A 15,098-nucleotide genomic window follows, 5' to 3' on the forward strand; every position below is an offset into this window, starting at 1 on the left:
TAGCCTATTAATCAGTCAGATATTATGGAGAGGCTGAATTGTAGTGCTCTCGAAATAAGGTTTGAATCATAAACTCACAAAAATCCGCCTATGAAAATTACTAAGGTTTTATATAGCATAGGGCTCTGTCTATTGGTTTGTTTGACCGTATTCCTGTCTGCTTTTTCTACGGCAGATCAAACGGACCTTACCAGGATTATTGTGAAATGCCTGAGCCGTTATGAACAGCTTAAAGAAGTAACTCCAAAAACCAAAGAAATGATGGACTCCTGGCTCCCAGACAGGGGCGTCAGAAGTAAGTATGCCATCCTGAAATCTATCGCGGGCATGGACATACTAGAGTCGGCAACGGGCATCGAAGTATTTCGCGAAGGGCCCCACCAGGGGCAAATCAATTATTATTCCAGTAAAATGGGGTATTACAACCCTGAATTTCTAAACGAAGTTAACAGAACCCTGAAAACGCTTTTTGAAGACCCTGAATTCAAAGAAAATGCTAAAATCTTGTATGAAAGTCGTTTCCGGAAACTGCTGAAAACCTATTATGCGGCATACCAAATATTGCATTTAAAATATAATTCTCAAAGTGTTGAATTTACCCGATTGAAAGAGATCTACCTTGAAGCCATGCATGGCAATCATTCGCCGGGAGCATTCCTCCGAGAGTACGACAGGGAGGTTTATCATGCAATGCAGGATCGGGGCTATGATATAGCTGAATCCAATACGGCATTGAGCTTCTGGTTAAGAAGGAATATTGATGGTACCGACACCCAATTTCTGGACCTTCTTAAAATGGTTTTCAACAACCTGGAAACAATTATTGAAAACGACACCCTGCATATCAGAGATCTCGAAGATAAGGATGGGCTAAAGCATCAAATAGGGGTAGATAAACCCTTTACAGGGGTCGCAATCAACAGGTATCCCACCGGAGTAAAAATATATGAAGCCAACTTTGTAGAAGGTGCACGCAGGGAGTTTCGGGTATGGAACAGGCAGGGAACCATGGTTGAAGAAGTGCGTTTTGAGGATGGGATCCCCTACAAAATGACCTGGGATTATGTGGGAAACCTAAAAGTAGTGCAGGATCATATCCTAAAAGGAAATACATGGGAGATGATTAGCCATACCAACTACTCCCAGGATGGGCGCAAAATATTTCTTAAGGAATATGAAAACAAACAAGAAATAAGAGAGACACATTGGTATCCTGATGGGAGTATAATGGAGGAAAAAAATTATGAAAACAACCAAAGAATTTGGAAAATCTGGGATCATAATGGGAATGAAATAATACGTGGTGAAATGCAACTGATTGACACGGTTGATATTAAGGAATTGGTATTAAAGGAAAATATGCTGTATAAAACAGGTACCGATAAACCATTTACCGGAGTAATGACTTTTGCCGGGGAATTAGACTATGGCAGAGGGGGCAAGTGGCGTACTATACCTGGCACTTCAAAATCCATGGCTACCCTCGTTTTTGGAAAATTTGATGGCCCGTATACTATCTGGCATGAGAATAATGGAAGTAAGAAATCCGAAAGGACCCTAAAAACCAATCCTAGAGGAGAGATAAACGAGGATGGGATCTATACCAATTGGTATAAGAATGGGCAAAAAGAATCTGAAAGAGATAAAAACAGGGAAACCAGGTGGTATGAAAGCGGACAGATAGCCTATGAAAAAAGTAATGATGGCTTTACGGAGTGGTATGAAAACGGACAGGTAAGGGATAAGTTGATCAAGGGCTATAACAGGACCAGTCTCAGGAACAGTTGGTTTGAAAATGGCGAAAAACAAGCAAAGCTAGTTATGTTTAGAGGTGATGTGCTCAGGGCAAAGGCCTGGGATGAGCATGGAAACGTACTGGAGGAGGTACAGCCCGTTACAGATGATAACAGAAATAAGATAAAGTCGTTCACTGAAAATTTTATCACCCTCCTAAAAAAACGGAATTACAGGAAGCTTGAGGAATTAATTATGCCTTTTGAGAAAATATATGGGGTCTTTGCCATAATGTTTCGTGAAAAGGAGGTGTCAGAAGCGGAAATAAGAAGTAAATCCGTAGAGTATGATAAGAGCAGACTGAAATTTATGCGGTATTTTAAAGATACTTTTGACAAACATGAAATAGGAAAAATTGAACTGATAAAGTATGATTTATCGATTTTAAATGCGGATGGTTCCCAAGAAAATATCAAATGGCCAAATTCCATAAACTACGTCCCTGAGCCAGCCAAATATTCCTTGGCGAAAATTGATGTTTTCTTCTACAGAAATAATAAGTTAGACCATATTCGAATAACCCTTATTTCTATAGATAATCAATGGTATTTAATTCCGGATTATTAGCAGGTTAGTGATAAACCGTGTGTGAAACAAAAATCCAAGTCGATTCAAGAAGACCGATTTATTATTAAGTGGTCCTGCCTAGGTTCATTCCTTGCAGGAATGGACCAGAGAAGTCCCGCTACTTCAAATAGAAAACAACGCTTCGCTTACACGAATCGAGGTTTCGCTTTTCCTTCTGGAAGCTCAAACAAGTTTGGCTTCCTCCAGGAAAAACTAAACCCACGCCTTCCGGCGTGGGTTTTCTGCTTAATGTGGTCCCACCTGGGCTCGAACCAGGGACCCCCTGATTATGAGTCAGGTGCTCTAACCAACTGAGCTATAGGACCCTTTAAGGGGACTGCAATATTACTACTTATTTTACGATAGTGCAATATCTTTGATAGTAGAAACCCGGTAATGTAGGTTTCATTTAAGTAGGTCAATCCAAAAACTTCATCTTATCAGTATTAATTCAATTCGATGACAATTTCTGTTACCGTATTTCTTGGCGTTAAGTAAACCCCGCTGTCCTGGGTTCGGATTATATTGTTGTCCTGATCCAAATAAATCAAATCTAGCTGCATAGGAAGGTCACCGATTCCCTGAAATACAATTGTAGTGTCTTTATTTGTTGGGTATACGGAGCCAACATATCCGGGCTCGTAACCGCCAAGGGAGTTGAGAGGAAAGTTTCCGTTTAAAAGTTTTTCCAAATTCCTATCCTGGGGAAAACAGAACCTGGATTGCTGTTTTATATAACACATTCGAAGCACTACAGATTCCATATCTATTTCATTAGAATTTGCCAGCAGTTTAAATGTTACGTCTGCCTCCGGGAATAAGGCCAATTCGGTTTCCCGACCATCGTAAGATCTTTCGTAATAATCCAAATCAGAGATATAATTAGTGATTGTCCCACCACCATAATTAGTTCTATCCAATCCATAGTACCCATTTTTGCTAATCAAAATATCGTAACCTCTGGATTTCTCTGTTGGAAGACGGACCAAACCATTACCATCAGTAAGAAAGGTTTCATATCCTTCGACGGCAAAACTTTCCCCGCAACAAGTAGATGCTCCCCTGGCAAACATTAATTCAACATCAGAAATCGGTGCCCCAGTCGCAATATCTGAAACCCTGAAGCTTTGTAATTCGATAACATCTTCCTTGTCACAGCCGACTATTAACAAGGCAAAGGCTGTTAATATAAGTACGGGAATTAAACGATCTGGTTTCATTAGTTCTGAACACGATTCGATTTCAAAAGCAATGTATCGGTTTCCAAACAGACAGGAGTCCTAATTCTTGCGGGCAGCAAAATACCGGACATTATGGTTTAATTCCGGGCTTATCTTTTTTATTAAGTCCTTGTGTTAGCACGGAAAATCAAAAATCATTTATTGGTAAGGTTGTCTTCGGATAGTCTTTTTCCTTCTCATGCAACATATGGAGTGTCTTCTCTATACGATCCTGATCCATGGAATCATCAAACACGAGAACATTTTTACCAAAAATGGAGCCGTATGGAGATATGTCGGGATTAGTTTGACTTTTCTATGAATTGTAACATCCAAAAGCAATGCTCAATATGAGCAATAAGGCTAGCGCATTGGAAGACAGGAGACTGAGGAAACAAACCGCATCACAGGATAAACAGCTGGAGATTTAAAAGTGTGCAAATTCTGCCACTTCATCTGAAAGCAACAGCACTTTCCTGAACTTACTATCAGAGCCGGGCTTTTGTCATATTTGACGGAAGAAGCGGGCCATGGTTTGGTTGTTGATTCCTTTAATTTATGGAAATAATTGATTTGAAGATAAATACTTGGGCATTCCAGCATTGAATTCACACAGGAATACATTGGAAAGATTGTAGTGTAGCTTTATAGAAAAATTAAACTGGCACTAAGAATACATAAGCAACAAGAAAATTCAAAGCCAACTACCTTGTGGTCCACCCCCCATCAATGAGCATTATTTCCCCTGTTATCAGGGAAGCGGCATCCGAGGCCAGAAACACTACGGCGCCGGCAACCTCCATAGGCTTGCCAATTCGTCCCAAAGGAATCCTATCCAACACACTCTTTCTGAACGCTTTGTCCTTTAACCAGGGTTCGGTACCCGGCGTTTCTATAAATGTTGGTGCCACGGCATTGACGTTTATATTGTACTTAGCCCATTCCGAAGCTAGGTTTTTGGTCAGGTGATTGACCCCTGCTTTGGTCATACAGTAAATAGACTCATTATCCAGAGCAATAAAACCAGCCTGTGAACTCATATTGACAATGCGGCCCGATCCCTGTTTGATCATTTGTATACCTGCTGCCTGTGCCGTAAAAAAGGTGCCTTTTAAGTTCAAATTGATAGTTCGGTCAAAATCCTCCTCGGTCACCTTTTCGGCCGGATTATCCGGGGCAATCCCAACATTATTTACCAGGATATCAATCTTTCCAAATGTTTTAACTGCCTGGCTAACTGCATCCTTGATTTGCCGAAGATCGGAAACATCCATTTGTAAACGGATCACCTTTCTGCCTATGTCCCTAATTTCCTTCTCCAGGTCAGCTGCAGTGGTTACATCCCTCAGGCCTAAAGCAATGTCTGCTCCTTCGTGGGCCAGAGCAAGTGCGCAAGCCCTTCCAAGGCCCCGGGCTGCTCCTGTAACAATAGCCACTTTGCCATCTAGTTTGAAGTTTGGGTATTCCCGTTCAGGTTTTTCCATATTTAAATTCTTTAATCTTTTTGCTGCATGTAGCATCCTGAAGTGAATGATACGTATATTTAGAATTCATTATCCTTTAAAAGTAATCCCTTTTTTGAACATTTGCCGCCTGTCTTGTTAAGTTGATTGCGATACACCTGGAGCTGCACATGTTTCATGCCTCTAAAAAATATGGACAGGCCGCCGGAACAAATTACTACAAGACTGCTTTCACTTGACTTTTACAGAGGTGTAACCATGTTTTTGCTCATTGCGGAGTTCTCACGTCTTTTTGCGTCAATGCTAGCACCTGAGCTTGAAGGGTCTGTCATATATACCATTGGCCAACAGTTTCATCACGCAGAATGGGAAGGATTGCGTTTTTGGGATTTGATCCAGCCGTTTTTTATGTTCATTGTTGGCGTGGCTATGCCCCTGTCCTTTTATAAGAGAATTGCAAGGGGCGATTCTTACAATAAGGTGTTTAAGCACGCACTGAAAAGGGCATTTATGTTGTTGCTCCTGGGCTGGGCACTGTATTGTATTGATGCGGGAAAAATTGTGTTTAGGTTTCAAAATGTGCTTGCCCAGCTTTCCCTGACCTATTTTATAGCATTTTTGATCATGAGAAAACCCGTTGTGGTTCAGCTGGGTTTATCGGTATTCCTGATTCTTATTGCCGAAGGATTGTACAGGTTTTTCCCAATAGAAGGATTTAACCATGCATTCATTCCCGGGGAGAACTTTGGGGCCTGGTTCAATATCCTTATTGCAGGGCAGGAAGACGGGGGGCATTGGGCAATGTTCAATGCAATTCCTACAACAGCACACACCATTTGGGGGGTATTGGCGGGCAGGTTATTAATGGGTGACCAATCGAACAAAAAAAAGATGCAAATTTTGATTGTTGCTGGCATCATAGGGCTGATTATCGGATACGGACTTAGCCCGGTCACCCCAATCATTAAACGTATTTCTACCAGCACTTTTGTATTTGCCAGTGCCGGATGGTCTGTATTAGCACTTGCTTTGTGTTATTGGTTGATAGATATTAAGAAGTATCAAAAAGGCGTTCTTTTTTTCGCTATTGTTGGGATGAACCCTTTGTTTATCTACCTATTTGCTCATGTTGGGGGAGCACATCTTATCAGGACCATAGTGCTGCCATTTTCAAATGCCGCTTTTGGCTGGGCTGGACCATTAAATGCTGAGCTTATTTTAAGTTCTGTTGTCCTTTTCTTTTTATGGTATCTCTGTTATTGGCTATATATAAAGAGAATATTGATAAAAATTTGATCGTCAGGGGAGCTAAAATATTATCATCCTGATGGCCTTTCATAAAGAAAGACGAACTCCCCTGGGGTACTTCGGGAAATAGGCCGTGGTAGGATTTCTGAAGTGATGATGGGGATTTCATATAAGGTGGGACCACATCTGGATGAAAACAGTATCTTCGGCAATAGATAAAAACTTTTAAATGCCTAAAGGCCGCAAATCCAGCAGCTGGATAGACATATTGATTGAAATTGTAGAAGCCTATTTTAAAAGTGCGCGTCAGAGCAGGAGAGGCAGAACATGGCACCAGCATGTGGTTCCTTATGATAATGGCTGGGCTGTAAGGCGTGAAGGAAATAAGCGCATCACCTCTAAACACCGTCGACAAGACACGGCAATTCGCAAAGCAAAACGCCTGGCAAGAAAATATAAGGCCGATGTAGTCATCCACAGACAGGACGGTACCATACGGGATCGCATAAACTACGATTAAAATAAGTAATAATAATCAATAAAGGTTTTTGTTTTAGTCGATCAATTTAATCTGGTGATAAAAGAAATAAACCGAAGGGTTTCCAGAAATAACAACGGCATTGTCGGAAATGCATTTTGCGATAGCAAAAAAGAGAATGGAGGCAAGATGGTGTTGTGATTTTGGCAATCAGCCAAAAATTTCCTTAAATCCTTCTTGATCTTTTGGTTCGTTTTGGATCAAGCCAAAATGAACATAAGAAAACAATTTTTAAGAGATCTCCTGACAAAGTTCAACTAAAACCCCATTGGAGCTTTTAGGGTGCAGGAAAGCCACCAGCTTATTGTCTGCACCCTTCTTCGGGTTTTCATTCAGCACAATAAAGCCTTCTCCCTTTAATCGTTCAATCTCGGCATATATATCGTCCACATCAAAGGCGATGTGGTGGATACCTTCGCCCTTCTTTGCTACATACTTGCTGATTGGGCTGTCTTCCCTGGTCCCTTCCAGCAATTCGATCTTGTTGGGGCCAGAGGCAAAAAAGGAGGTTTTAACCCCTTCGGACTCTACCTCTTCTTCCTTGTAGGGTCCTTCCCCAAACAGCTTGCGAAACAATTCATTTGAAGCTTCGAGGTCTTTTACGGCAATGCCTATATGTTCTATTTTTCTCATCTTAATCCCTTAGGTTTGGGCTATACGGTAACAACCCTCTAAATTACGCATTATTTGCCGTATTTTTGCCCCATGGAGAGCCAGCGACAGAAAAAAATAGGGGGGCTGATCCAGCAGGATCTGGCCGATATTTTACAGCGGGCGGCGACCGAAGGTTCGCCCGGAACATTGATCTCGGTCTCCAAGGTTTCCGTTACCGTAGACCTCTCCATCGCCAAGGTGTATGTGAGCGTTTTTCCCACAGCAAAGGCCGTTAAGATTGTGGAAGAGATCAAGGCAAGCACCCCTGCCATAAGGCACGAACTCGCCCAGCGTACCAAACACCAGCTTCGCCGTACACCGGAACTTCTATTCTTCCTGGATGATTCCCTGGACTATATCGAGAAAATAGACCAAAGCCTGAAAGAAGGAGAAAACCCCATCGAAAAACCTGATATACTGCCCAGACGGAAAAAATCCTGATTATGAATTTTCCGTTCTACATTGCCCGGCGTTATGTTCGCTCCAAAAGCAGCCAGAATGCGGTGAATGTGATCAACTTTATCACCTTCCTGGTGATTGTAATTGGCTCAGCGGCATTGTTTATCGTCCTATCCGGCTTTGCAGGCCTTAAGACCTTCAGCCTCTCTTTTAGCAACACCTTCGATCCGGACCTCAAGGCTGTTCCAGCCACAGGGAAGTTTTTTCAGGTTAGCCCGGAAACCTACATCGCCCTGCAAGAGGTTGAGGGCATCGACAGTTTTTCTCGGGAAATAGAGGAGCGGGTTTACATCACCCACCAGAAGAAAAGCGATGTGGCCTATATCAAAGGGGTAGATGAACTCTATGCCTCAGCAACCCGCATAGACAGCACCATATACTGGGGACAATGGAATATTGATAATCAACGCACTGTAGTGGGCCTGGGAATTGCCAACCTGCTGGGCCTAACCCTTGATAATTTCCGTAGCCCTCTGGTAGTACTCGCCCCTAAACCGGGAGAAGGCACCCTTGGAACCCAGGGCTTCAACGCAAAGCCCTATAATGAACTCTCCCTTGTTCTTAGCGGGGTCTACGCCCTGGAAGAAAACCTGGACAAAAAATATGTCTTCACAGACCTGCGCCTGGTTCAGGCCTTGCTGGAAAAAGACAGTACCCAGCTTTCCGGGATTAACTTCCGCTTATTACCCACTGCCAATGCGGAAGAGCTTGGAAACACCCTGCAAGACCTCCTGGGCCCCGAAGTACAGATCAAAACACGCCGCCAACTCAACCAGACGCTATACCGCATGCTCAACACGGAAAACCTGGCCACCTACCTGATCTTTACGCTCGTCCTGATCATTGCCCTCTTCAATGTGGTGGGGGCCATCATTATGATGATACTGGACAAGCAACAGAACTCGAGGACGCTTTTCAGCCTGGGTACCACACTAAAGGAAATACGCCGCATCTATTTTATACAGGGCGTCATTGTTACCAGCATGGGTGGTATTATTGGTATTGTGCTGGGTTCCTTGCTAATCCTGTCACAACTGGCCTTCGGGTGGTTAAAGATCACTCCCTCCCTGGCCTATCCGGTAGAATATCAGTTTGTAAATGTGCTGATTGTGCTGGGTACGATTGTAGTCCTGGGTCTCATAGCCTCTAAGGTTGCCAGCCGGCGGGTCAATAAAAAGCTGTTGTCCTGATCAGGCAAACTGGTAATCCCCAAATTTTTCCAGCACCTCCTCAAAGGCTGCGAAAACATTTGCCGCATCATCACTGGTTACCATTTTGAGCCTGTATTCCTTGAAATTGGGGATCCCTTTAAAGTAATTGGTGTAGTGTCGCCGGGTTTCGAAAACCCCGAGCTTTTCCCCTTTCCAGTCGATCGCCATCTCCAGGTGCCTCCTGGCAGCATCCACCCGTTCCTCCATGGTGGGCGGAGCTAAATGCGTGCCTGTCTTAAAATAGTGTTTTACTTCCTTAAAGAACCAGGGGTAACCAATGCTCGCCCTTCCTATCATAGCACCATCCAGGCCGTATTCATCACGCATACGCATCGCAGCTTCCGGGGAAGATACATCGCCATTCCCAAAAACAGGGATATGCATCCTGGGATTGTTTTTTACCTCAGCAATGGGCTTCCAGTCTGCCTCGCCTTTGTACATCTGGGCGCGGGTGCGACCATGTATGGCTATAGCCTGGCATCCCACATCCTGCAAACGCTCCGCTACCTCAACAATGTGGATGGAATTATGGTCCCACCCCAGTCTGGTCTTTACAGTAACAGGTAGTTTGGTGTGCTCCACCATGGCCTTGGTAAGGCTCACCATCTTGTCTATATCCTTGAGGATTCCGGCACCGGCCCCCTTGCAAACCACTTTCTTTACCGGGCAGCCAAAGTTGATATCGATGATATCGGGATTGGATTGTTCCACGATCTCCACAGACCGCAGCATGGAATCCAGGTTGGCCCCAAAGATCTGTATCCCCACCGGACGCTCTTTCTCGTAAATATCCAGTTTCATAACACTCTTTGCGGCATCGCGGATAAGGCCTTCGGATGAAATAAATTCCGTGTATACCACATCGGCCCCCTGCTCCTTGCACAGGGCTCGGAAGGGGGGGTCGCTTACATCCTCCATGGGCGCAAGCAACAAGGGAAAATCCGGCAAATTTATATCTCCAATCCTGGGCATCTCTTGAATCTAAGTGGCGCAAAAATAAAAATAAAGCTGGAAACCGAAGGAATTTACTCGTTATCAAGCCGTTGAAGTTCCGATTTCTGGAGGGAACGGGTTCTGTCCTTCAGGCTGTAATTCCCAAAATTATAGGTAAAACCAATACGAACGAACTGTGTTTCAGGTACTGCCTTAAAAGAATTATCCTGATTGGCATAACGGGAAGTAAGGGTGGGGTTAGCCCTGCCCAGGATATCCTCCACAGTTAGGGAAAGTACTGCCCGATTATCCCATAAGGTCTTCCTAAGGCCCATATTCCACGTGATCATCTCTGAAGTTTTATACGATCCCAGCAAAAAGCCACTCAGGTAGGTAAGGCTGGTTTCCCCGGTAAAGGACCCGTCTTCACTCAGGGTAAAGGAATTACTCAGGCTGGAAAAGATGCCTGTAACCTTGTTGGTGTAGGTTTCTATTGCGCTTTCTTCAGCTCGAAGTGTTTCGTCCTCATAAAAAACAGAATTGTATGCATAGAGATACCAGAAGGAAGTAATAGAAGTGGCCAGGGTGAAATCCAGACCATAAGAGACGCTTTCCAGAACATTCTGATAACCGTCCCGGACCAGCTGGTTGATGTTGTCCTGAAAAGTCAGGTTGCTGATGTAGCGCCCGTTGTCCCGGTAGTATACATCAATAAAATACGTGTCCTTGATGGTGAGGTTAAGGTTAAAGTTATTGCTGAAGTTTGGCACCAGCCCGGGGTTTCCCTCACCAAATTCATTCTCATTGAGAAAGTAGCGAAAAGGGTTGAGGTCCGAGTAATCCGGGCGGTCTAAACGTCTGCTATAGTCAAAATTAACGCTGTTGTTTTCCCCCAGTTTCCTGCTCAGGTAGAGTGAAGGAAACAACTCCAGGTAGCTTTGGTTGTTTGTTTCCTGAAGGGTCTCCGAACGGGTTTTTACATCGGTTTGTTCTGCCCTAAGCCCCAGTTTGAGGGACCATTTGTCCCATTGCCCTGACCAGCTGGAATAGGCCGCCAGCACCCTTTCCTGGTAGCTAAAATTGTCGGATAAATCAATATCAAAGGGGGGTTGTGTATCATTTACATCAAAGAAATCTATCCGGCTACTGGATTCTATCAGGGAAGCCTTAAAGCCGCTTTCAAAACTGCCTGATTTAACCGGCGTATAATAGTCCACCTGGCCGGTATAAATATCAATTCCCTGGAATGCGTCTGTAGAAAAGGAAAAGTCGCGAAGGAAATTCCCTGTAGCATCAAAGTATTCACTGAAACCGGCTTGCTGCCTGGATAGCTCGTAATAGGTGTAATGGGCATTGGCTTTCAATGAAGCTCCTTCCTTTTTGAGCCTGCGTTCATAATTGAGGTCAAAGGTTAGGTTTAGCTGATCCTCATCCAGCCTGCTCTGGTTTTGCAAAGTAGAGTCCAATACCCCGGCAGCATTGCGCATCTCCGTAGACACCTGGTTTTGTACTACCTTATTGGGAGAATAGCTCAGGTTGGAACTGAAATTGAAAAGGTCTTGGTCCGAGGGATTGTAATCCAGCATCAGGCTGGCCTGCTGGCCCTGGGAACGTGTGGTTTCCCCAAGTTCGGTATTCCAGCGGGCAAACACATCGTTTTGTGCATTAATATAGTTAACAGCAGTTTTGGTACGTTCAAATTCTTTCCGTGGGTTAATCACATAGTTGGCAAATAGCCCAAACTTTTCTCCTTTGAGGTAATGGCTGCTTCCAAAGCTGTATTTGGGGAAGATCCCCTGGGTGAACTGGGTCCTGACACTACCTTTATAGCCCGGGTTTATGTTGGCATTGGTGCGAATGTTAAGTACCGGGCCGTCTTCCGCTTCAAAACTGGCGGGCGGATTGGGAATTACTTCCACGGAAGAAACAAGGTCGCCAGACAGGCCTTTGAGGAATTCCTGGCTTTCTGCCTGTGTTAGCTGCACCTTGCGATCGTTGAGGTAGATCGTAGCCTCTTTGCCGCGTATTTCCAGATTGTTCTGTACAATAACCAGGCCCGGGACATTCCTGAGGATGTCCCAGCTACTTCCTTCTGTTATCACCGTATTCTCCACATTGAAGACAATGCGGTCTGTCTTGCGCTCAACCGTAGGTCTCTGCCCACTGATCACCACCTCATCCAGCCACTTGCCATTCGGTTCCATGACTATGGCGCCAATCCTTACATCAGCAGCTATCTCCAGGGCCACAAAACGGGATTCGTAACCAAAGTACCGTGCCTGCAAAAAATAAAGCCCTTGAGGTATCCCCTTGAGTACAAAGTAGCCGTCATCGTCAGCTGATGTTCCTGCCACCTGGGTGCTGTCTGAGGTCTTGAAAAGAATGGTGTTTGCAAATGGGAGTGTTTTACCCTCCGCATCCCTGACCCGGCCGGAAAGCTGAAAGGTCTGACTCATCAGAGCAAAGGGCAGCAAGCCTAAAATGATAAGCAGGGGGTATCTCACAGTCAGGTAGGTTATTCTGTAAAACTATGAAATATATTTTCGGTCCACAATTTGCCCTGCCAAAACAATGAAACAGGAGCATATTAACAGGGATTTTCCTGGTCTGCCTGCCGACTTAAAATATGATCTTAACCTCCATTTGATCTCCATCACGGGTAATCACAACCGAAGTAGTATCACCTTTTTCAAAAGCCGATAAAGCGCGCATATAACTCATCATGTCAGTAACTGTACTGTCGCCCATTTGAACTACAATATCACCTTTTTGCAACCCGGCCTTCTGGGCGGGTTTGCCTTCACTCACACCGTCTATACGCATGCCTTTGCCGTCGAAGAGGTAATCGGGAATAACTCCCATAGCCACCCTGAAGCGGGGAACCTGTTCGCTTTCGTTCTTTGTTTTCCGGAAGCTGAGCTTGGGATCATCGTCCAGTTCGCCTATGAGATCCACAATATATCCTGTGATCTTGCGCATTCCATCGTAGTTTAACAAGTCTGCATCATCCGATGGTTTGTGGTAGTCTTCGTGTTGCCCGGTAAAAAAGTGGAGTACGGGGATGTCCTGAAGGTAGAACGAGGTGTGGTCTGATGGGCCTATCCCGGATTCATTCAAAACAAGCCTGAAGTCTTCATTAAGGGCATTTAGGGATTGGGTCCAGACCGGTGCAGTGCCAGTACCGCTAATGGACAGGGTGCTGTCCTGCCTCAGGCGCCCTACCATATCCATGTTAAGCATGTAATTTGCCCTGGACAGGTCAATAGTTGGGTTCTTTACAAAATAATTGGAGCCAAGCAACCCCATTTCCTCCCCTGAGAAGGAGATGATCAGGTAATTATTGCCCCTGTGTTTTTTAGTCAGGGAATCCGCTACCTGAAGCAACACAGCCACACCGCTGGCATTGTCATCTGCCCCATTATGGATCTGTGGCTCTTCTCCCCTGTATAAGGAACCCTCACTGCCCATACCAAGGTGATCGTAATGGGCCCCAATGATTACCGTATTTTTTGCCTGGTTATCGATATAACCGATAACGTTGGTGCCCGTAATGGTACTGTCGCCAGCCATAGTATACTGCACCTGTTGATGCGGGTCTGTCTTAGGTTTAAAGGTAAAGGTCTGAAAATAAGTCCCGGAATTCCCTTTGGGTTCGAGGCCAATGTCTTCCATCCTTTTCCTCAGGTATTCTGCCGCTTTGATCTCGTCAGGCGTTCCGGTTTCCCTTCCTGCCAGTGAGTCATTGGCCAGGATGGCAACATCTTCTTCCAAGCTCACAGAAACAGGTTTTTCTGATTTACATGAAAAAAAGATTGTAATAATTAGGGTGAGAATGAGTCTATTCCACATATTTGCGATTATTTTTATACAAAATTACCCAACTTATGAGAATTATCCTTGTTTTATTGGGCCTATCATTGGTTTTAAGTTGTAAATCAGAGCCCAAATCAGCCGAAAAAGAAACTAAAGCCGAAGTTTCACTAATGGCAGGTTCCGATACCCTCATCTATCCCGAGGAAAAGCATTTCAAATCTATCAGACAAATCACCTTTGGGGGAGACAATGCGGAGGCATACTGGAGTTTTGACGACAGTATGATGATCTTCCAGTCTAATTATAAACAATGGGGTGTGGAATGCGACCAGATGTTCCTGATGCAGGTTGGAGAAACTTTCCAGGATACCATGCCGCCCATGATTAGTACAGGCATGGGGAGAACCACCTGTGCGTATTTCCTCCCGGACAATGAGCATATCGTTTACGGATCTACCCATTTGGTTGATCCCAAATGCCCAGATGTCCCCCTCCGCAGGAATGGAAAATACGTATGGCCTGTATATGACTCCTTCGACATTTTTGTGGCCGATCTGGATGGGAATATCACCGCGCAACTTACAGACACGCCCGGTTATGATGCCGAGGCTACCGTATCTCCCAAAGGAGATAAAATTGTATTTACGTCCATGCGTAGTGGCGACCTCGAATTGTATACCATGAACCTTGATGGCAGCGAGGTAACCCAGATAACCGATGAACTGGGTTATGATGGGGGTGCTTTCTTTTCTCCCGATGGCAGCAAGATTATTTTCCGGGCCTCCCGCCCAAAGACCGAGGAAGCTATAAACGAATACAAGGAACTGCTTTCACAGGGGCTTGTGCAACCCACCGAAATGGAACTGTTCATCTGTAATGCGGATGGGAGCGACCTTAGGCAGCTTACCTTTTTGGGGAACGCCAACTGGAGTCCGTTTTTCCATCCTTCCGGTGAAAAGATCCTCTTTTCCAGCAATTTTGAGGCAGAAGGAGGATTCCCTTTCAACCTCTACCTGATTGATATAGATGGGAAAAACCTGGAACGGGTAACCCATGGGAAAACCTTTGATGCCTTCCCTGTGTTTTCCAATGACGGCAAATACTTGGCATTTTCAAGCAACCGCAACAACGGCGGTACTAGAGACACCAACCTCTTTATTGCCGAATGGCAGGAATAATAAGGATACAAAGCACTATC

At 44.6% G+C, this 15,098-nt stretch carries 12 protein-coding genes and 1 tRNA gene; 6 read left to right on the forward strand and 7 right to left on the reverse strand.

The features are described from left to right. Positions 1 to 90: 90 nt before the first annotated feature. On the forward strand, positions 91 to 2,361 hold the full coding sequence (locus OO016_RS02565) for a toxin-antitoxin system YwqK family antitoxin (protein ID WP_266010580.1): 2,271 nt from the start codon (positions 91 to 93) through the stop codon (positions 2,359 to 2,361). A gap of 252 nt (positions 2,362 to 2,613) precedes the next feature. Here the strand turns inward: OO016_RS02565 and OO016_RS02570 are convergent. From OO016_RS02570 to OO016_RS02580, 3 genes are all read right to left on the reverse strand, one after another. Next, positions 2,614 to 2,687: transfer RNA gene (locus tag OO016_RS02570), tRNA-Ile, on the reverse strand. 120 nt (positions 2,688 to 2,807) lie between these two features. Then, complete coding sequence (locus OO016_RS02575) at positions 2,808 to 3,581, reverse strand: hypothetical protein (protein ID WP_266010582.1); 774 nt, start codon at positions 3,579 to 3,581, stop codon at positions 2,808 to 2,810. A 704-nt stretch (positions 3,582 to 4,285) separates the two neighbouring features. Then, positions 4,286 to 5,065: an SDR family NAD(P)-dependent oxidoreductase gene (locus OO016_RS02580; RefSeq protein ID WP_266010584.1), complete on the reverse strand. Its 780-nt coding sequence runs from the start codon at positions 5,063 to 5,065 to the stop codon at positions 4,286 to 4,288. A gap of 156 nt (positions 5,066 to 5,221) precedes the next feature. Here OO016_RS02580 and OO016_RS02585 point away from each other — a divergent pair, with 156 nt between their 5' ends. Both OO016_RS02585 and OO016_RS02590 read left to right on the forward strand, forming a co-directional pair. Beyond that, on the forward strand, positions 5,222 to 6,340 hold the full coding sequence (locus OO016_RS02585; protein WP_266010586.1) for an acyltransferase family protein: 1,119 nt from the start codon (positions 5,222 to 5,224) through the stop codon (positions 6,338 to 6,340). 181 nt (positions 6,341 to 6,521) lie between these two features. Beyond that, positions 6,522 to 6,812 carry a DUF2188 domain-containing protein gene (locus OO016_RS02590; protein WP_266010587.1) on the forward strand — a complete coding sequence of 97 codons (291 nt, stop codon included), beginning with the start codon at positions 6,522 to 6,524 and terminating at the stop codon, positions 6,810 to 6,812. Between the two features lie 249 nt (positions 6,813 to 7,061). On the opposite strand, the gene mce is transcribed toward OO016_RS02590, so the two are convergent. After that, the gene (gene mce, locus OO016_RS02595) at positions 7,062 to 7,463 is read right to left on the reverse strand and encodes a methylmalonyl-CoA epimerase (RefSeq protein ID WP_266010589.1); all 402 of its coding nucleotides are present in this window, start codon (positions 7,461 to 7,463) and stop codon (positions 7,062 to 7,064) included. A 72-nt stretch (positions 7,464 to 7,535) separates the two neighbouring features. On the opposite strand from mce, the gene rbfA reads away from it, so the two are divergent. Together rbfA and OO016_RS02605 are read left to right on the forward strand one after the other, a co-directional pair. Beyond that, positions 7,536 to 7,925: a 30S ribosome-binding factor RbfA gene (gene rbfA / locus OO016_RS02600; RefSeq protein WP_266011930.1), complete on the forward strand. Its 390-nt coding sequence runs from the start codon at positions 7,536 to 7,538 to the stop codon at positions 7,923 to 7,925. A 2-nt stretch (positions 7,926 to 7,927) separates the two neighbouring features. Further along, on the forward strand, positions 7,928 to 9,133 hold the full coding sequence (locus OO016_RS02605; protein ID WP_266010591.1) for an ABC transporter permease: 1,206 nt from the start codon (positions 7,928 to 7,930) through the stop codon (positions 9,131 to 9,133). Here OO016_RS02605 and dusB read toward each other — a convergent pair whose 3' ends face one another. From dusB to OO016_RS02620, 3 genes are all read right to left on the reverse strand, one after another. Beyond that, positions 9,134 to 10,126: a tRNA dihydrouridine synthase DusB gene (gene dusB, locus OO016_RS02610; RefSeq protein WP_266010593.1), complete on the reverse strand. Its 993-nt coding sequence runs from the start codon at positions 10,124 to 10,126 to the stop codon at positions 9,134 to 9,136. 53 nt (positions 10,127 to 10,179) lie between these two features. Continuing rightward, positions 10,180 to 12,591: an outer membrane beta-barrel family protein gene (locus OO016_RS02615; RefSeq protein ID WP_266010595.1), complete on the reverse strand. Its 2,412-nt coding sequence runs from the start codon at positions 12,589 to 12,591 to the stop codon at positions 10,180 to 10,182. A 115-nt stretch (positions 12,592 to 12,706) separates the two neighbouring features. Then, entirely contained in the window at positions 12,707 to 13,936 is a 1,230-nt protein-coding gene (locus OO016_RS02620) for a M28 family peptidase (RefSeq protein WP_266010596.1), read from the reverse strand. Between the two features lie 35 nt (positions 13,937 to 13,971). Between OO016_RS02620 and OO016_RS02625 the strand changes: the two genes are divergently transcribed. After that, a complete protein-coding gene (locus OO016_RS02625) occupies positions 13,972 to 15,078 on the forward strand; it encodes a TolB family protein (RefSeq protein ID WP_266010597.1) in 1,107 nt (368 codons plus the stop codon). The last annotated feature ends 20 nt before the right edge of the window (positions 15,079 to 15,098 follow it).

Source organism: Lentiprolixibacter aurantiacus (assembly GCF_026241225.1).
Taxonomy (GTDB): Bacteria; Bacteroidota; Bacteroidia; order Flavobacteriales; family Flavobacteriaceae; genus Lentiprolixibacter; species Lentiprolixibacter aurantiacus.